The organism is Scytonema hofmannii PCC 7110, from assembly GCF_000346485.2.
Lineage (GTDB): Bacteria > Cyanobacteriota > Cyanobacteriia > Cyanobacteriales > Nostocaceae > Scytonema > Scytonema hofmannii.
The window spans coordinates 7,381,433-7,400,366 of record NZ_KQ976354.1 but is presented as its reverse complement, the minus strand read 5'-3'; the positions used below and the strand labels follow the sequence as shown (position 1 = coordinate 7,400,366).

At 41.6% G+C, this 18,934-nt stretch carries 14 protein-coding genes; 8 read left to right on the top strand and 6 right to left on the bottom strand.

Annotated features, from left to right (window positions below; translation table 11 throughout):
* Positions 1-58: 58 nt before the first annotated feature.
* The 3 genes from WA1_RS30960 to WA1_RS30950 form a co-directional block, all read right to left on the bottom strand.
* Positions 59-1,831 (bottom strand): ribonuclease J, encoded by a 1,773-nt coding sequence (locus WA1_RS30960; RefSeq protein WP_017740430.1) that lies wholly within the window; start codon positions 1,829-1,831, stop codon positions 59-61.
* A 354-nt stretch (positions 1,832-2,185) separates the two neighbouring features.
* Complete coding sequence (gene dapA / locus WA1_RS30955) at positions 2,186-3,070, bottom strand: 4-hydroxy-tetrahydrodipicolinate synthase (RefSeq protein WP_017740431.1); 885 nt, start codon at positions 3,068-3,070, stop codon at positions 2,186-2,188.
* A gap of 115 nt (positions 3,071-3,185) precedes the next feature.
* Complete coding sequence (locus WA1_RS30950) at positions 3,186-4,229, bottom strand: aspartate-semialdehyde dehydrogenase (protein ID WP_017740432.1); 1,044 nt, start codon at positions 4,227-4,229, stop codon at positions 3,186-3,188.
* Positions 4,230-4,913: 684 nt separating this feature from the next.
* Between WA1_RS30950 and tig the strand changes: the two genes are divergently transcribed.
* The 6 genes from tig (at position 4,914) to WA1_RS30920 (ending at position 11,100) form a co-directional block, all read left to right on the top strand.
* Positions 4,914-6,383 (top strand): trigger factor, encoded by a 1,470-nt coding sequence (gene tig / locus WA1_RS30945; RefSeq protein ID WP_017740433.1) that lies wholly within the window; start codon positions 4,914-4,916, stop codon positions 6,381-6,383.
* 247 nt (positions 6,384-6,630) lie between these two features.
* Positions 6,631-7,329, top strand: a complete 699-nt coding sequence (gene clpP / locus WA1_RS30940; protein WP_026134355.1) for an ATP-dependent Clp endopeptidase proteolytic subunit ClpP — start codon at positions 6,631-6,633, stop codon at positions 7,327-7,329.
* Positions 7,330-7,338: 9 nt separating this feature from the next.
* The gene (clpX, locus tag WA1_RS30935) at positions 7,339-8,679 is read left to right on the top strand and encodes an ATP-dependent protease ATP-binding subunit ClpX (RefSeq protein WP_017740435.1); all 1,341 of its coding nucleotides are present in this window, start codon (positions 7,339-7,341) and stop codon (positions 8,677-8,679) included.
* Between the two features lie 73 nt (positions 8,680-8,752).
* Entirely contained in the window at positions 8,753-9,688 is a 936-nt protein-coding gene (locus WA1_RS30930) for an alpha/beta fold hydrolase (RefSeq protein WP_026134356.1), read from the top strand.
* A gap of 199 nt (positions 9,689-9,887) precedes the next feature.
* The gene (locus WA1_RS30925; RefSeq protein WP_017740437.1) at positions 9,888-10,517 is read left to right on the top strand and encodes a type I restriction endonuclease subunit R; all 630 of its coding nucleotides are present in this window, start codon (positions 9,888-9,890) and stop codon (positions 10,515-10,517) included.
* 109 nt (positions 10,518-10,626) lie between these two features.
* The gene (locus tag WA1_RS30920; protein ID WP_017740438.1) at positions 10,627-11,100 is read left to right on the top strand and encodes a DNA phosphorothioation-associated protein 4; all 474 of its coding nucleotides are present in this window, start codon (positions 10,627-10,629) and stop codon (positions 11,098-11,100) included.
* Positions 11,101-11,212: 112 nt separating this feature from the next.
* On the opposite strand, the gene WA1_RS30915 is transcribed toward WA1_RS30920, so the two are convergent.
* The 3 genes from WA1_RS30915 to WA1_RS30910 all read right to left on the bottom strand — a co-directional run bounded on the left by WA1_RS30915 (position 11,213) and on the right by WA1_RS30910 (position 14,574).
* Positions 11,213-12,259 carry a DNA sulfur modification protein DndB gene (locus WA1_RS30915; protein WP_017740439.1) on the bottom strand — a complete coding sequence of 349 codons (1,047 nt, stop codon included), beginning with the start codon at positions 12,257-12,259 and terminating at the stop codon, positions 11,213-11,215.
* Positions 12,192-12,407 (bottom strand): hypothetical protein, encoded by a 216-nt coding sequence (locus tag WA1_RS60435; protein WP_272819261.1) that lies wholly within the window; start codon positions 12,405-12,407, stop codon positions 12,192-12,194. Before WA1_RS60435 ends, WA1_RS30915 begins: the two co-directional genes overlap by 68 nt.
* A 568-nt stretch (positions 12,408-12,975) precedes the next feature.
* Complete coding sequence (locus tag WA1_RS30910; protein WP_026134357.1) at positions 12,976-14,574, bottom strand: DGQHR domain-containing protein; 1,599 nt, start codon at positions 14,572-14,574, stop codon at positions 12,976-12,978.
* Between the two features lie 434 nt (positions 14,575-15,008).
* Between WA1_RS30910 and dndC the strand changes: the two genes are divergently transcribed.
* Positions 15,009-16,619 (top strand): DNA phosphorothioation system sulfurtransferase DndC, encoded by a 1,611-nt coding sequence (gene dndC / locus WA1_RS30905; RefSeq protein WP_017740442.1) that lies wholly within the window; start codon positions 15,009-15,011, stop codon positions 16,617-16,619.
* A gap of 120 nt (positions 16,620-16,739) precedes the next feature.
* Positions 16,740-18,728, top strand: a complete 1,989-nt coding sequence (gene dndD / locus WA1_RS30900) for a DNA sulfur modification protein DndD (RefSeq protein WP_017740443.1) — start codon at positions 16,740-16,742, stop codon at positions 18,726-18,728.
* Positions 18,729-18,934 lie beyond the last annotated feature (206 nt).

Below are 18,934 nucleotides of genomic sequence, written 5' to 3'. Positions count from 1 at the left end.
AACGAGAGCAAAAAGCCCCCTCTCCCAATGGGAGAGGGGGTTGGGGGTGAGGGTTTAATTATGATGCGACTTGAGCCGCTGTGCGAGTGCGCCGTCTTCTACCATCGGCAACTTTCACTGGAGGCTCATCAGGAATTTGCATCAGCAATGTCACTGTTGGTTGACAATGGAGTTCTCTTTTCAGTGAGCGTGCAAGTTCTTTTTCTAGATGCTCTTGCAATCCAACCCAATCTACCTCTGGTCGATCGCTTTCATAAGAGGCGGCAAATCCCGACCAACGCACGCTAAGAATTTCTTCAAGTCGTTGTTGTACCCATTTTTGCAGTAGCGATCGCTCAAAACTAGTAACAACACCTCTCAGATGAATTTCTGGCTTCGCCATGAGTTTGCCAGTCCAATCTATTGCTGTTGCAATTGTGACAATGCCTTCTTCTGCCATGCGTTGCCGTTCGTGCAACACTTTGTCACTGACCATACCAATACCGGACGTATCTACCAATTCCAGTCCAGCTGGTACTTTCCCAGCAACACTGATGGAGTCTAATGTCAATTCTACAACATTGCCATTTTTGATAATGACCATGTTTTCAGCAGGAATACCCATGCTTTGAGCTGTTTGGCTGTGTTTTACCAGCATCCGGTGTTCCCCGTGAACTGGTAGGAAGAATTTGGGCTTGGTCAGGGCAATCATGAGCTTTTGGTCTTCCTGACATCCATGACCGGAAACGTGAATGCCTTTATCGCGACCGTAGATTACATTTGCCCCTTGCATCATTAATTGATCGATTACGGTTACCACTGCGATGGTATTTCCGGGAATGGGATTGGCTGAAAATACAACTGAATCTCCTTGCCGAATTCTGATGTGGGGATGCTCTTGCCTAGCGATTCTCGTCATGGCTGACATTGGCTCACCTTGAGAACCTGTTGTCAAGACCAGTACATTTTCATCGGGAAGATTGCGGACTACATGCAACGGCTGCAGTAGATTGTCCTCGCATTTGATATATCCTAAATTACGGGCATGAGCAATTAAATTGAGCATGGAACGCCCAACCACTGTCACCGTGCGTTTATACTTTTGTGCCAGATGCAAAATCATGTTGATGCGATGCACGCTGGAAGCAAAGGTTGTAACGAAGAGTCGTCCCGTGGTTTGACTGAAAACTCTTTCTAAATTTGGATAGACGGAACGTTCTGAGGGGGTGAATCCTGGAACTTCTGAGTTCGTGGAATCACTCATCAAACACAGTACGCCTTTCTCTCCGTGTTCGGCTAGCCTTTGGATATCAAAACTTTCACCATCGACTGGGGTGTGGTCAAATTTGAAATCTCCCGTATGAATGACTACGCCTAGAGGTGTATGAATGGCTACGGTAAAGCTATCGGCTATGGAGTGGGTATTGCGGATGAATTCAACAAAGAAATGTTGGCCAATTCTGACGACATCGCGGGGCTGAACGGTTTTTAACTCCGTGCGATCGCGGACTCCTGCTTCTTCTAACTTCCCTTCTAGCATCGCCAATGCTAATTTGGGACCGTAAATAACAGGAATTTCAAATTGTTTTAGGTGAAAAGCTATACCACCAATATGGTCTTCATGACCGTGGGTAACAATCATCCCCTTAATTTTGTGACGATTTTCCCTTATGTAAGTCATGTCTGGTAGAACAATATTCACCCCATGCATAGCTTCTGTAGGAAAAGCTAACCCTGCATCTAAAAGGATAATTTCATCCTCATACTCGAAAACACAGGTATTTTTGCCAATTTCATGCAAGCCACCTAATGGAATAATTTTTACGGCAGCAGACGTTTCGTTTTTTACCATTTTCTCCCTTCGTTGTTCTTCGTTAAAAATATGAGATTTTAGAGCGTTGTTTCTCTGTTGTTAAAAACGCGAGATTTAGAAGTTTTCTTGTAATAGAAACACTGGCAATCCATGTAGCTGGATGCAAATAAAAGCCACTGTGTAATGACATAGAAAAATTGTTATAACCGAGACAAATGACCAATGACAAATAACAAATGACAACCCTCACTAGTTAACTTTAATTTGCGATGACTAATTATATTAACTTTAGTCGTAGCACAGATTTTTTACCTGCGACATGGTAAAATTACACACGTTTTCTTATAAGTAACTTCAACAATAAACAACCTGCACGTATTTCACTAGTTGTTGCTAAATGAGATTGAGTTCTTGAAGAACTGTTTCTAACTTTTGACTGACTTCTGGATCTGCCTCAGTTAGTGGTAAACGAGTCGAACCCACTTTCCAACCCAAAAGGTTCAATGCTTTCTTAATTGGAATTGGACTGGTAGTTGCAAATAAAGCTTTAAACAAAGGAAACAGTTGGAGATGTATTTCCTTCGCCGACTGAGTCTGACCCGATTCAAAAGCTTGAATCATTTGCTGTAGTTGGTTACCTACAACATGAGAAGCTACGCTGACTACTCCCTTTGCCCCCACTGCTAACAAAGGTAGTGTTAACGAATCATCGCCAGAATAAATCAGGAAATCTTTTGGTGTCAACCGACGAATCTCACTCGCCTGGTCTAAATTTCCACTTGCTTCTTTTATTCCTACAATATTATCAATTTCCGCTAAACGCGCCACTGTCGGTGGTAAAAGATTTTGACTAGTGCGTCCGGGAACATTATATAACAATATTGGCACTTCCGGCGTTGCTTGGGCGATCGCCTGAAAATGCTGATAAAGTCCTGCTTGCGGCGGCTTATTGTAGTAAGGAACCACTTGCAGTGTGCCATGTACTCCTATTGTAGCTGCCTTTTGGGTAGCAGCAATTGCTTCTTTTGTGGAATTCGATCCACAACCTGCCATAACAAGAGCTTTTCCTTGCACTGCTTGCAGCACCACAGAAAATAATTGGTATTCTTCGTCCCAACTTAGGGTAGGGGATTCTCCGGTTGTGCCGCACACTACTATTGTATCAGTTCCGTTGTTCGCCAGATGCACTGCTAGTTCTGCTGCTACATCGTAATTTACACTTCCGTCTTCATGAAACGGTGCAATCATAGCGGTTAGAACTCTACCAAAATCTACCACCCTTCGTTTTCTCCTTATTTTTTGTTAGTTGCTAGTTGTTGGTTGATTGGTTGTTAGTTGTTAATACGCTACTAACCACTAACCACTGTACGGGCGCGGCGGCCTTGCGCCCCTACTATCCACTAACCACTAACTCTTGTGGCTTCAACCAACTTTTTTCAACCAACAATTCAGCAATTTGTACCGCATTTAATGCTGCTCCCTTACGGATTTGGTCACCACATAGCCATAGTTCTAAACCGCACGGGTGTGAGATGTCCTGGCGAATTCTTCCTACTAAAACTTCGTCTTGACCTGTCGCTTCGATTGGCATTGGAAAATAGTTTGCCTGCCAATTTTCCACCAATTTTACACCAGGTGCCTGCCGCAGAATTTCTCTTGCTTTCTCTGGGCTAAATTGTTCTTCAAATTCTAGGTTAATCGCTTCTGAGTGAGCGCGGAGTACGGGAACCCGCACACAAGTTGCCGTAATTCTTATACTTTGCTCCCCAAAGATTTTACGGGTTTCATTAACCATTTTCATTTCTTCCTCACAGTACCCCGAGTCATTTAATGGGGAGTTGTGGGGAAATAAATTAAATGCTAAGGGATAGGGGAATACTTCAGCCACAGGTTCCTTGCCTGCTAGGATGTCCCTTGTTTGGGTTTTGACTTCCTCCATAGCTCTAGCACCTGCACCACTAGCAGATTGGTAGGTTGCAGCTACTATCCGGCTGACGGGTATTACCTTGTGTAAGGGCCACACAACCACTGCCATTAAAATTGTGGTGCAATTGGGGTTAGCGATAATGCCTTTATGGGTTGCGGCACTTTCTGGGTTTACCTCTGGAACAACTAGGGGAACTTCCGGATTCATGCGAAAGGCACTGGAATTGTCTATGACTACAGCACCTGATGCCACAGCTTTTGGTGCCAAAACTTTCGAGGTCGAACCTCCTGCACTGGCAAGTACCAAATCCGTGTTCTCAAATACCTTGTCACTGACTGGCTCTACTAATAAACTTTCCCCTTTGAATGATCTCCTCTGCCCTGCAGTTCGCTCTGATGCCAAAAGCTTGAGATCGGAAACAGGGAAATTACGGTTTTCTAGTAATTCTAGCAACTCTTTGCCAACGGCACCTGTCGCTCCCAAAATAGCTATGCGGTAGGATTTAGACAAACTGACTTCCTCCTCTAAAATAGTGTTATGTGCAAGTTCTTGTAAAAGTTCATAATCTAGATGTGCTTGGCATATATCATATGCCTTGTCAACCTTTTAATAGATAGTTTTATTATTTTTAGCAATTGATCGTATTTCTTAATTTAATACATTTATTTTCTTAAGTTATGCTTGTGATTGCTGCATTTTACAACAATTAATAATCATTAAAGTTTCAACCCAATCAAGCACCATTATACTGCTTGTTTCCAGTTGATGCAAAAATGCATATGTCTGCACTTTAGCATGATGACAGGTATTCTCCCTATCAAGGTGCTTTATCAGAGTGATTGATGTACTATGATTCAGATGGACTTCGACAGCAAGCTAGTCGAATGTCGCAAGAACTGCGCTCAGCCCCATTAGACAGTTGTCCCTACGCTATACGCAGGTCATGCAAACTGCTGATTGAGAACCAGGATATCACGTGTCACCTCTTTGGGAAAAACTATTTGGAGGATTAATAGCTAAACTAATTTGAGATAAAGTGTCAAGAACTAAGGAACTTTCAAAGAAAAAATGTTTCAACATTCTAGTAGTGTAGGCAAGTCCCGCACTACAAGGATGAAATAATCTGTTTTTTGCAGTTCCGAAAAATTACTTAGAAAAAAAAACACCAAAACAGCGACATACGTAGAGACGAAGATGAAAGTAACCCAGGAAAAACTTCCCGCCAGTCAAGTTGGTCTGGAAATAGAAATTACCCCGGAAAAGACCAAGGAAAGTTACGAAAAAGTCATTAAAAACTTAGCGAGTACTGCAAATATTCCTGGGTTTCGTAAAGGTAAGGTGCCTCGGCAAGTATTGATACAGCGCATGGGCGTAACTCGTATTAAGGCAGCCGCGCTGGAAGAACTGATTCAAGATGGGATTGAAAAAGCGGTTAAACAAGCAGAAGTTCAAGCTATCGGTCAGCCACAATTACGATCTTCGTTTGAGGAGTTGATAAATCACTATGAACCCGGTAAACCTTTGACATTTTCTGCGTCTGTAGATGTTCAGCCAGAGGTACAGGTCAGTGATTACACGGGATTACAGCTGAAAGCAGAGGAAGTCAAGTACGACCCACAACGGGTTGAACAAGTTTTGGACGGCGAACGGCAACAAATGGCGACTTTAATTCCTGTAGAAGGAAGAGCAGCCCAACTCGGTGATGTTGCTGTTGTTGATTTCAAGGGCGTTATCGTTAAAGCAGAAGGTGAGGACGAATCCACAGAACCGCAACCAATACCGGGTGGGGAAGCAACTGATTTTCAGGTGGAGTTGCAGGAAGATAAATTCATTCCTGGTTTTATCATGGGAATGGTGGGCATGAATCCTGGGGAAACCAAAGAAATCTCGGCTCAGTTTCCAGACCCTTATGCAAATGAGGAGTTGGCAGGAAAGCCTGCTATGTTCACGGTTACGCTTAAGGAACTGAAGGAAAAAGAACTGCCGGAATTGAACGATGATTTTGCTCAAGAAGCCAGTGATTTTGAAACTTTTGAAGAATTACGCGGTTCTTTAGAAGAACGTTTCCAGAAGGAGGCAGAACAGAAAACCAAATCAAACAAGCAGGAAGCCCTGTTGGCTGAACTGGTACAGCACGTAGAAGTGGACTTGCCAGAAACGATGATTCAGGAGGAAGTGGATGCGATGCTGACACAAACAGCAGTCCGTCTTTCTCAACAGGGTCTTGATGTCAAGAAGTTGTTTACCCAAGATGTGATTCCTCAGTTACGGGAACGTTCTCGTGGTGAAGCTATTGAACGTCTCAAGCGATCGCTATCTTTACAGGAAATTGGTAAGCGCGAATCTATCGAAGTGTCCCCAGAAGAGGTGAAAGCTAGGGTTGAAGAGTTGCTAGAGCAGTATGGCGATCGCGATGTCGATCCTGACAGAGTTCAGGAAGTTGTGAAAAATGAACTGTTGTCTGAAAAAATCATGGATTGGCTCTTAGAACGAGCAACTGTTGAACTAGTGCCAGAAGGGTCTTTGAGTGCCCAAACAGCAACAGAGGAAGGTTCTGAAGTGGAAGTTGCCGAAACTGTTCCGGTGACTGAAGCAGAATTCACACCAACAGCGTCAGAACAAACGGTGGAGGTGACAGCAGAATCAGTGAGCAGCGAGCAGTGACCAGTGACCAGTGACCAGTGACCAGTAACCAATCCAAAATCCAAAATCCAAAATCTAAAATCCAATGACCAGTGACCAATTATCAAAATTTTGGCAAAAGGTCACTGAGATTTGATACTGTTTCACACGGGAGCAATTTCTATAAGGCATAATGGTTAACACATAGTTATATTGCGAATTCAGTTCTTGATTCGTAGCAGCTCTGGCTGCTGAAATTACTGTTACACTTGTTATCAAAAGTTCTTATATGCTTGTATCACAGTCGGGAAACTACCAATTGAAGAGTTCGAGTGACTTCAAGCTTTACTCCGGGCTGAGTAGTCCTAGCAACATCGTTCCGATGGTGGTAGAACAATCCGGAGTAGGAGAGCGAGCCTTTGATATATACTCTCGTCTGCTGCGCGATCGAATCATTTTTCTAGGAACGCCCATTGACGATGTCGTTTCTAACTCGATTGTTGCCCAGTTGTTGTTTTTAGATGCCGAAGATTCTGAAAAAGACATTCAACTGTACATCAATTCTCCCGGTGGTTCCGTTACAGCAGGCATGGCAATTTATGATACAATCCAGCAAATTCGTCCCGATGTGGTGACAATCTGTTTTGGATTAGCTGCCAGTATGGGGGCATTTCTGTTAACAGCAGGAACTCGTGGCAAGCGGATGTCTCTTCCTGACTCCCGAATTATGATTCACCAACCATTGGGTGGTGCTCAGGGACAAGCAGTGGACATCGAAATACAAGCCAGAGAAATTCTCTATCATAAATCTAAGTTGAATCAGTTACTGGCTCAGCACACTGGTCAACCATTAGAAAGAGTAGAAGCCGATACTGAACGCGACTTTTTTATGTCGGCAGAAGAGGCAAAAAACTATGGCTTGATCGATCAGGTCATTCTACGACAAAATCTCCCCGTTGCAGGGGAAAACGTCACCGTTCTGAAATAAGAGGCTGGTATGTCTAAGTACGACTCCCATTTAAAGTGTTCATTTTGTGGTAAGTCTCAGGAGCAGGTTCGCAAGCTAATCGCTGGACCGGGAGTCTACATTTGCGATGAATGCGTTGACTTGTGTAATGAAATCCTGGATGAAGAGTTACTAGACACGAATGGGGCAGCGTCGTCTCAACCAGCACCCAGGTCAGAACCACCTCAAAAACGTGCTCGTCGCTCTTCCAATCTCTCGTTTAATCAAATACCGAAGCCGCGAGAGGTTAAGAAGTACTTGGACGAACACGTTATTGGTCAAGAGGAAGCTAAAAAAGTTCTTTCAGTCGCCGTTTACAATCACTACAAGCGGTTATCCATAATTCAGGCGAAAGGCAGTGGCAAAGCATTGGATGATGCTATAGAACTACAAAAGTCCAATATTTTGCTCATTGGTCCCACTGGTTGTGGAAAGACTCTGTTAGCACAAACTCTAGCCAAGATTCTTGAAGTCCCCTTTGCTGTGGCTGATGCTACGACCCTAACGGAAGCGGGATACGTGGGAGAAGATGTAGAAAATATCTTGCTGCGACTGTTACAAGTGGCAGATTTAGATGTTGAGGAAGCGCAGCGAGGAATTATTTACATCGATGAAATCGATAAGATTGCTCGTAAAAGCGAAAACCCATCAATTACTCGCGATGTTTCTGGCGAAGGCGTACAGCAAGCCTTGCTGAAAATGTTAGAGGGGACGATCGCTAATGTTCCACCTCAAGGAGGGCGCAAGCACCCCTATCAAGACTGCATCCAGATTGATACAAGCAATATCTTGTTCATCTGCGGTGGTGCTTTCGTTGGTTTGGAAAAAGTGGTAGATCAAAGAATTGGTAAAAAGTCAATAGGTTTTGTACAACCGGGCGAAGGTCAAACGAAAGACAGGCGCACGGCTGATACTCTGCGTCACCTAGAACCAGATGACCTGGTGAAATTTGGCATGATTCCAGAATTCATCGGGCGGATTCCAATGGTAGCAGTGGTAGAACCGCTAGATGAGGAAGCACTCATGGCGATTCTGACCCAGCCCCGCAGCGCTTTAGTAAAGCAATACCAAAAACTGCTGAAGATGGACAACGTTCAGCTAGAGTTCAAGCAAGAAGCTTTGCGAGCAATTGCTCAGGAAGCATACCGTCGTAAAACAGGTGCGAGGGCGCTGCGAGGTATTGTTGAGGAACTGATGTTAGATGTGATGTACGAGCTACCCTCCCGTAAAGACGTGACTCGTTGCACGGTAACGCGGGAGATGGTAGAGAAACGTTCAACGGCTGAATTGTTGGTGCATCCATCTTCACTACCAAAACCAGAATCGGCATAATAGTCATTAGTCCTTTGTCATAGTCATTTGTTAGACAAAGGACAAAGGACAGATGACCAAGGACAAAGGACAAATGTCATACGTTAGTGTTCGTGGTGTTGAGCATTATTACGAGTGGATAAAAAAGCCATCTGAGGTGCTAGAGAAACCTGTGATGGTTTTTGTCCATGGTTGGGCTGGTTCTGGTCGGTACTGGCAGAGTACGGCACAAGTTTTATCAGAACAGTTCGATTGCTTGCTCTATGATATGCGTGGCTTTGGGCGTTCCTATGGGAAACCAACTATAGCTCAAGCAAGTGAGTCTGTTGCTGAATCTTTTGAATCGCGATCACACTCAGCTGAATCTCAAGCTATTAAGGAGTTAACTTATGAGCTTGAGGAATATGCTAGGGATTTGGCAGCTTTGTTAGACACGTTGCAGCTTCAACGAGTGTATATTACGGCTCATTCTACGGGAACGTCAATTGTGACGTTGTTTCTGAATCTTTACCCGCAAAGAGTGGAAAGGGCAATTTTGACTTGCGCTGGAATTTTTGAGTACGACGAAAAAGCGTTTGCAGCCTTTCATAAATTTGGTGGCTATGTTGTGAAATTCCGCCCGAAGTGGTTGGCGAACATACCATTGATTGACCGAATGTTTATGGCGCGGTTTTTGCGTCGTCCTATCTTGGCTACAGAACGTAAAGCTTTTTTGGAAGATTTTCTGGTAGCTGATTATGATGCTGCTTTGGGAACTATTTTTACAGCAGTGAGTAAAGCTGCAGCTGAATCAATGCCACAGGCGTTTGCTGAGATAACAGTGCCTACACTTCTGATTTCTGGAGAGTATGACAAAATTATTCCGGCTGAGATGGGGCGTCAAGCAGCAGCATTGAATGAGAATATTGAATTTACGGTTATTCGAGATACGGCGCATTTTCCCATGTTGGAAGATGCGCCTAATTATTTGTCGCGGGTGCGTGAGTTTTTGCAGTTGGAGAGTCATACCATTTTGGATTTGGGATTTTAGATTTTGGATTGAGAAAGTTGTCCCATTTTGGATTTGGGATTTTAGATTTATGAAAACACGTAGGTTGGGTTGAGGAACGAAACCCAACATTTACAGACATTTGTTGGGTTTACCCAACCTACAAAAATTCTTATCCGAGCAGTATTGCATTCTGTTTTCCAATTGGTATTAAGTGGGTATTACAGGAACTTAGCAAGGAATGACACAAACTACAGCAATTACGGAAGCGATTACCAGTTTGGCTGATGTCCAAAATCGTTTTGGCTTAGTGCGAATTGAGGATGAGCAGTTTTTTCCTGAGTGGTATGAGGGATTGCCTGAAATTACGGAAGTGGAAAAAGCGTCTTTGGATGAACTGCGGCGTAGATATTTATATCATCGTACTGCGGGGGATTTGTTAGAGGGGACAGTGTTATTGTTAGTGGTGTCACCTTTGTTGGGAGTGGCGGGATTTTACGATCCTCCTTTTATGATTAAGGCAGAACCGTCTGTGGATTTGGTGCTGAACGATGGAGAAGAGGTGCTGCGCGGACGGATTGATGTTTTGGTTGTGCAAAGTCAGTTTTGGGTTATGGTGGTGGAGTCTAAAAAAACTGCGCTTTCGGTTGTGTCGGCTTTACCGCAAGCACTGGCTTATTTGATGGCTAACCTTTACCCTAGTAAGCCTGTGTTTGGTATGGTGACGAATGGGGATGATATTTTATTTGTTAAGTTGAGTCAGGCTGGGAGTCCTCAGTATAATTTGTCGCGGGTTTTTACTCTGTTTACGTCTGCTAGAGAGCTTTACAGTGTTTTGCAAATTCTTAAGAATATTGGTCGTAGGAATTAGAGTTTTAGGGGGAATGGAACCGCAGATGAACGCGGAAGAACGCGGAGGAATTTTGCTGACATTGTGTTGAAATGTAGGTTAAGATTATCACAATTTATGTGTAAGTAAGATGGCGGAAACTGGCAAAGTTAGAGTTGCTAAGGATAAGGCTGATTTGGTAAAAGCTTTAACTTCGGCTGATGGTGCAACGGGTCTTTTCCAAACTTATGCTGATGCGATCGCTTTTGCTGCGGTTTTGGGTGCGAAGCATAAACGGCGTGTGGCTTTGGGGGAAATATCTAAACGGGAACCTGCTCCTGTAGGACAAGAAATTTTTGTATCTAGAGGATACGATCTAGTCATTAAGTTATTGGGAGTGACTGCAACTCAAGATATTAAAATTCTCTCTTCTCAAGAGGAACAGTTTGAAGATGAACGTCTCCGTATTTTTGAGGAGTATGCTAACGGTGGTTTAGAAATTTTACAAGCTGAGGTTCGAGGTACGGTGGATTATTTGGAGCGTATTTTGTTGCTTCTTAGTTCTGAAAAATTTGAGCAAGAAGAGGAAGACGAGGAATTTAATTTAACTAAATTCCTGTCTTGAGTTGTAGCTTATATTATGTTCAGGTAAATGAAGTACATCGGTAGGGGCGCAAGGCATTGCGCCCTTACAACAATCTGACCTCACTTAGTTGTAATCTGCTGTAACTAATAAGCTAGCTCCATTCCAGTTTATTTTTTACCATCTTTACTGCATCAGTTACAGCATTTGCAGCAGTTGCTAGTTTATATGGTTTATTTGGATTTTTAGATTGAGGATCTATCCTAACTATATTATTTCTCCACAAATCGGAGTCTCTTGACCAATTAATTTGTGCTAGTTGGGAAATTTTTTCTTCATCGAAATAATTGCTTTCAGGTGAGTAAGTGCAGTATAGTAAACGTCCTAAAACTTCCAATCCAGCACTCACACCTAGTAAACAATTTTCTCGAAAATTTACTATATCATTAACTGTTAATTCTTGAATGCTTTTAGCAAAAATATATTTGGTATTTTGGCATTCTGAAAAAAACTGATTTAGGCATTCAACCAAAAATTCAGAATTCTCTGTAACATCAGAATCTTGTAGTTCATCATTTGGGTTATTAGTAAAAACGCAACTCACAAATCTAGCTAGAAAATTCATCGTATAAATTAGCTTATTTTTAGCTGAGGGAGTTGATTTAACCTTTTCTGTTTTACCAGAAAACATTGGTACTCTGTCAATTAATTCTTTAGTAATACCAACTCTACCAGAATACTCTCCAAACGATAGCAATAAAGATTTATCTAACGTTCTAGTTTGAGCCATGTCTCGAAAATCTGTTTGGCACTGGCGAAAATCACCTTCTAAAACTAAAGTAATAGGAAAATCATGATCGGCAATTAACTCGCTTTCAGAGCTTTCCATTAATTCGTGAATAGCTCGTTTTCTATGCTGTCCGTCAGTAATATCTAGCTTAACTGTACGGCGAATAATCACCAAACACATATTTCGATACAATTGAATAATTTTTATGTCTTTTGGATTGACATTTGCAGTGAGTGTTCCCAAAATCCAAGGTTTTTGTTTACGAGCACGGTCAAGAATATAATCTTTAATTTCCTCAGTATGTCCTTGAACTTCTGGACGATTTTTACCAGAATCAGGATCGTTACCAGTTGATGGTTTTGCTTGAAGAAGGCTGGAAAAGTCGCTGGCGGGAACATTGATTTGTAACATCTCCCGCTTTCTTTCCTTGCTGAAAAATGAGACCTATGTAGCAGCGATCGCGGTGATTCTTGGAAAAAATTGGCTCAATTAATGTACTAATCTGAGCTTTATCTTGAGGCGAAATAATCTCGTTACTATCTTCAGTTAAAAAAGTCATAAATATCCTATAAAATTTGGTAGACGTAACAAATACAAGAGACTAATTTTCAAATGGCAGCTTAAGCATAACTCTAGCAATCCTATTTGAGTTGGAAAAATTATTAACCGCTAAGACGCAAAGAACGCCAAGAAAAGACAGAAGAGAGAATTTTACAAATGATTTAGGATTGCTATATACGCAAAGTAGTTACTAGTTAAGTAATAAATTCGCTCTTATCTTAATGTAACTAATTAGAAAGTAGATTTCATTTCTCCTTGTTTAGTTTACATAAAGTTATTGTTAAAACTTGTTTTGTGAGTTCTTAATATCTCGTCTTTATTTAATAAAGGAAGAAGGAAGAAATTTAGTTTAAGTATTGGTATTCCGATCCCAATCTAAAACGAGCAAAGCCGACATAGTTGGAGTTTTAAACCCCGTTCTTGTTGAGGTTTGTTCGCACAGCATGAGATAAGCATAAGAATTCACATCGATCTTCTTGCTTCAAACCTTAATACCCGGATAAATCGATTTCTACAAATTCTTATTCCAAAGTTACTGCTTATATCAGAAAACGCAGTTTATAATTTTATATTATGGCTGGAATCCCTAACTGCTTGGGTTCAACGAATTTCCCATCAAAATCTATCGTTTTATCTTCAACAGTTCTAGCTTTAACCAAATCTCTACGCAATTCAGCACGTTCAACACTATCCTCCACACCACCTAAAATATAGATTAGCAACTTCGCTGCAAGATCCCGTCCAGCAACCTGTACCCGCTTTTTGTTTGGATCGTATAAAACCCCATACCAAATAGATTTGGGATGCTCCATACTACTAAACCCACCTTCGCGATCGAACTTACGCAGCTTTTTAAATACGTCTTCTAAGGAAAATCCTATTTTAAATATTAAAACACCAAGAGCTTGAGCTAGAGCAACTTGACCAACAGGACGGAAAAGTATATTTCCTTCACCTCCATTCTTTTCAAAGCTGAAGTGTCGTAAAACAGGTGTCTCTTCATATTTGAGAATGTTGTAGCTGGGAAGACTGGCTAAATAATCAAACAGTGTTTGAAAATCCTTGATTCCTTCTTCAAGTTCCTCATTCTCTGGTCGCATAGGAATTAAACCTTTATCCAAAGGTTTCCAGTGCAAAAACTTTTGCCCCAAGTATCTTTCAGACATTTCTTTAAGTGCTTGTAGGGTTGTCAAAACAGTGGATTTTGTCGCAACAGTTGCACTATTCCAATTGACTCGAGGGTTCCTTCCTTCGCACTGTTCTAACAGTGGATGGGTGACAGCAATCTTTCTAGCAACAATAGAAAAACCATCATCCTCATTCAGTTGTGCAAGTTGACCTTTACTCAAAGGTACCGCCATAAGGTTGACGTGAACAAAGATGGATCTAACGCGCAGCCTCGCTTCTTCACGGGTTTCACCTGCAGCAACCGCACAAATAAACTCTATGCCAATTTCTTCTTGAGGTACATTTTCCAAGTAATCCGGCGAAACTTGGTATTGCTCTAGCAAATCGTTGACCATTATGAAGGTATCGAAAGGAGTTTTATCCTTTCTGTATCTCCGCAGTTTACCAGTTTTAAGCAACTCTATTAAACCTTGCACTCCCATCAATCGATGTTGACCATCTAGGGCATAAATAGTTACATCTTTCTCGGAAATGTTAAGTAATCCGAATTTCCCATCTTTATCGATTGGAGTGAAGTCAGTAGTCGGTTTTATGGCTCGTCCTTCATTGTCCCACTCTGGTGCTTCAGGATTGTCTACCCACGATTTACTAATAACCACTAGAACTGGTGGGAATTTGTGGTGTTTTCGAGTCGCCAAATACTGAACCAATGGTGCTTGACGCGACCAATCTAGTGGGCGTTGTTGAATTTCATCAATACTCTCGGCGTCTATCTCGACGTTATCAGTCTGGGAATTGTACTTTTTTTGGAACAAGGGTAAGTAAGACGCAAAGTTGACCCGGCTTGCAAACCATTCTAGGGTGACAGAACTAACATATGCCTGAGTACCGCCCATTTCAGTTTTCTGAACTAAAATCTGGTCAGTTCCCTCTTGATACTTATCAAGCATAGAAGCCAGTAAATTTTGATGCTCATCTTGGGGTTTTCTATACTGACTGCTCATATCAGTATTATAGTTGTCTTGAGTGTTCTTCATATTAGTTTTTAAAAACTTATAAATAGACTTGAAGCTAAATATATAAGAAAATGAGTATCTAAAAAGAAAGTTTTTAAAAACTTTAATTTGTGCTAATTTATGCAATATAGGGTTATACTTACAGCTAATTTCGGGAACAGGAGCACTCTTAGGAGCGTCCCACGGGCGGCGCACCACCCCTACGAATGAAAGAAACACTCTTTTCCCACTCCCTGCTCCCTACTCCCCACTCCCCGTGTTTCTTGAAAGATGGATGTCTTGAAAAACAGCCACATATTAATGGTGATGCAAGTCGCAAAATTCGAGAAATCATAGCATGTTTTTCATTGCCAGGAATGGCTTATAAAAGTCAGGAACAAGTAAAAAGTAAATGAAGGTGAAGAATATACAATAATTAAGTATTTGTAACCAGCAATTATGAGGATTTGTCAGAAATGACAGAAAGCAAAATATCAGTAAACGGACAGCGTACTGTAGCAGAGTTCGTAGAAGACACAGAAAAGCTAACCAAAGAAATCCAAGAGTTATACTGTCTAGACGAAATACCCTGGGTTTTAGGTTTCAGTGGAGGCAAGGACAGTACTGCTACTTTACAACTAGTGTGGAATGCGATCGCAAAACTTCCACCGAACAAGCGAACTAAAACAATACACGTTATCACAACAGACACCCTTGTAGAAAATCCTTATGTATCTGCATGGGTACGCAATTCCTTAAAGCAGATGAAACTAGCAGCTATCGAACAACAAATACCAATAGAACCTCATCTGCTACAGCCAGATGTTAAAGAAACATTCTGGGTAGGTTTTATTGGTAAAGGATACCCAGCTCCAAAAGGAAAATTTCGTTGGTGTACAGAGCGTCTCAAAATCAATCCTTCTAACCGTTTTATTCGCGATGTTATCAGAAACAATGGTGAAGCTATTGTTGTTTTGGGGACTCGCAAAGCTGAAAGCACAAATCGTGCTGCTAGGATGAAAAAATGGGAAGCCAAGCGGGTACGAGATCGCCTCAGCCCTAATATGAACTTACCAAACTCCCTTGTTTACAGCCCAATTGAAGACTGGCGAAACGATGAAGTTTGGCTATATCTGATGCAATGGGAAAACCCTTGGGGATACAGCAATAAGGACTTATTCGCTATGTATAGAGGTGCTAGCGCTGATAATGAATGTCCTCTAGTTGTTGATACATCCACCCCCAGTTGTGGTAGCTCTCGTTTTGGATGCTGGGTTTGTACGCTAGTGAGTCAGGATAAATCTCTAGCAGCGATGATTCAAAATGACGAAGAGAAAGAGTGGTTACAACCTCTACTAGAATTCCGTAAGGAATTAGATGCTGAAGAAAACCGCGATCGCCGAGACTTTCGTCGTAGAAATGGTGACGTACAACTGTACGAGCGCAACTCAGATGGAGAAGTGTCAGTTGAGCCGATACCCGGTCCCTATGTTAAAGAAGCTAGAGAGGACTGGTTGAGAAAACTCCTAACTATTCAATTACAAATTCGTCGCACCGCACCAGAAAATATGCGCGATATTACGCTTATTTCTATAGAAGAATTGAGTGAAATTCGGCGTATATGGCTAGAGGAAAGACACGAGTTTGATGATAGCTTACCCAAAATTTATCAGGAAATCACGGGTGAAGCTTTTAAAGATCCCCGTCCTGGCGCTGGGATAAGTTTGCTAGGTAGTGATGAATGGGCGGTGCTTGAAGAAATCTGTAGTGAGGATGCAATGCACTTGGAACTCATGGCAAATCTCTTGGATACAGAACGCCAGTACCGTAAAAAGACTCGCCGTGTGGGAATATTTGACACACTAGAAAAATGTTTTGAAACAAGTTCGCGTTCCCAAGATGAAGCAGTTAAGAACGCGCATTTGAAACGAGATTTAAAAGAGGCGGTTGTCGAAGGCGACGTTGCTAAGATCAAGCAGTTAACTTTGGGTGACGCTGCTATTACAAACAATGTGGAAGCGGACAAATCGCAAAGTTGGCGACAAGTTAAGTTTCAAGCCAAAAATGTGGACAAGATAGAAAATTAGCTATCAGATTTAAAGACTAATACCAGTTTGAAAAACAATGCAACTAAGCCCATGTCAGGCTTTGTCAATCCAAAATTCAAAATCCAAAATCTAAAATCCAAAATGGTATAAGAAACAACTGTGATATTCCTTGAACTCGTATTACAAAACTTTGGTCCTTACTACGGTCGTCAAATTATTAAACTCGACCCCAGAAACAATGATAGTTCTAGCCCCATTATCTTATTTGGTGGAATGAATGGTGGTGGCAAAACGACTTTAATGGATGCTATTCGCCTTGCATTGTACGGACCTCGCGCTCAATGTTCTACTCGTGGAAATCTAAGTTACAGTGATTTTCTCACGCAATGTGTTAGCAGTTCCACTCCCCCAATCGAGAAAACTCGTATTGAATTGGCTTTTGAACATATTGAAAATGACAAGCCAGTGAGATACCGTATTGTACGAACTTGGGAAAAAAATCCCAAAGATGGGAAAGACCATTTGGGTATTTTGGATATTGGTGCAAACGACGAATGGCTTGACATCGGCTTAGTTAGTATATGGGATGAGTACGTTGAAAATCTTATTCCTTTAGGAATTTCTAACTTATTTCTGTTTGATGGCGAACAGGTAAAAGAACTAGCACAACAGGAAATCCCTCCACAAAATGTTGTTGAAGCGATTCGTGGGCTTTTAGGTTTAGAGTTGGCAGAACGTTTGGCAGAAGATTTAGAAATTTTAGTCAACCGCAAACGCAAGGAATTAGCTGATACAAAAGACTTGGCAAATCTGGAAGAAATTGAACAAAGACTGCAACAACAAACAGAAGAAAAACAAGCAACTCAGGAACAATTAGAACACATTAAATCTAAGTTAGAATCGGCGGAAGAAAAACAGACAATAGCTCTTGATAAATTCATTTCAGAAGGTGGCAAAATTGCAGGAGAACGCAGTCAGCTAGAAAAACAGCAAGCACAAGTAACTGCAGAAATCGAACAAGTCCGTCAAGCTATGTGTCAATTGGCAGCTGATGTTTTACCACTGGTGTTGATTCAACCTTTACTTGTTCAGGTGCAGAAAACGGGAGAAAGTGAAATTCGCTCTTCACAAACACAAATAGCCCGAAGTGTTTTACTGGAAAGAAATGAACGTTTAATTAATAAGATTGCTCAATTACGTTTGTCATCTGAAAAATTCGATAAAATTAAATTTTTGATTCAAGAGGAAAGCGAGCTATTGGCTTCAAATAATGATGAGGAAGCATGGTTATTGGCTGATGCAGAATTGCTTGCTCAACTATCTAATATCATGAGTTATTCTTTAGAAGCGGCAAAATCTTCTGCTCAACAGCAACTTGGGGTTCTTGGAACAAAAGAAGAGGAGATTGTAACATTAGAAAGACAATTGCAAACGGCTGCTTCTCCGGAAATATATCAAAAGCTACATGATGTCCACACTGAAGCACAAAATAAAGTTGCCGAAATCAAAGTAGAATATGAAGCAAAAAGACGTTGTTTGATTGAATTAGACGCCGCTATTGAAAAGTCAAAAAAGAATTTAAAAAAATATACAGACCAAAATATTGACCGTAAGAGTAAAGAGCATATAATTGCTGCTTCTGCTAAAGTTCAACAGACTCTCAAGCTTTTCCGCGAACGCCTAACTCTGAAAAAACTTAATAAGCTGGAAGTGGAAGTGACTGAGTGTTTTCGCTATTTATTACATAAGTCAGATTTAGTACACCGTATAGTCATTGATACTGATACCTTTGGTCTCTCTTTGTACGATTTACAAGGTAAGATGGTTCCAAAACACCGTCTATCAGCGGGAGAGAAGCAACTTTTAGCGATCGCATTCCTTTGGGGATTAGCTCGTGTTTCCGGGCATCACTTGCCAGTAGCTATTGATACTCCGTTAGGAAGACTAGATTCTTCTCACCGCACTAACTTAGTTGAGCGTTACTTTCCCTCAGCTTCTCATCAGGTGATTTTGCTTTCTACCGATACAGAAATTGCAGAAAAAGAATTTAAAGCCTTGCAAGAAAATGATGCGATCGCTCGCAAATATCTCCTGCAATATGATTCATCGACTCGTCAAACAACGGTTAAAGAAGGGTATTTTTGGTAATACCATTTTAAATTTTGGATTGAGAATGCTTTGTCTAGAGCGCCGATACACCTTCGACTATCTACGATTTTTCCAGTATTTAGCTTAATCTAAAAGAAGCCTCTCACTCATCCGTAAGGGGAGCGATGAGATGAATTTTGGGGCAGCGACGAAACCAGTTCCGACCAATACTTGCCGAAGGCGAGTGAGGGAGCGGGGTGGTTGAG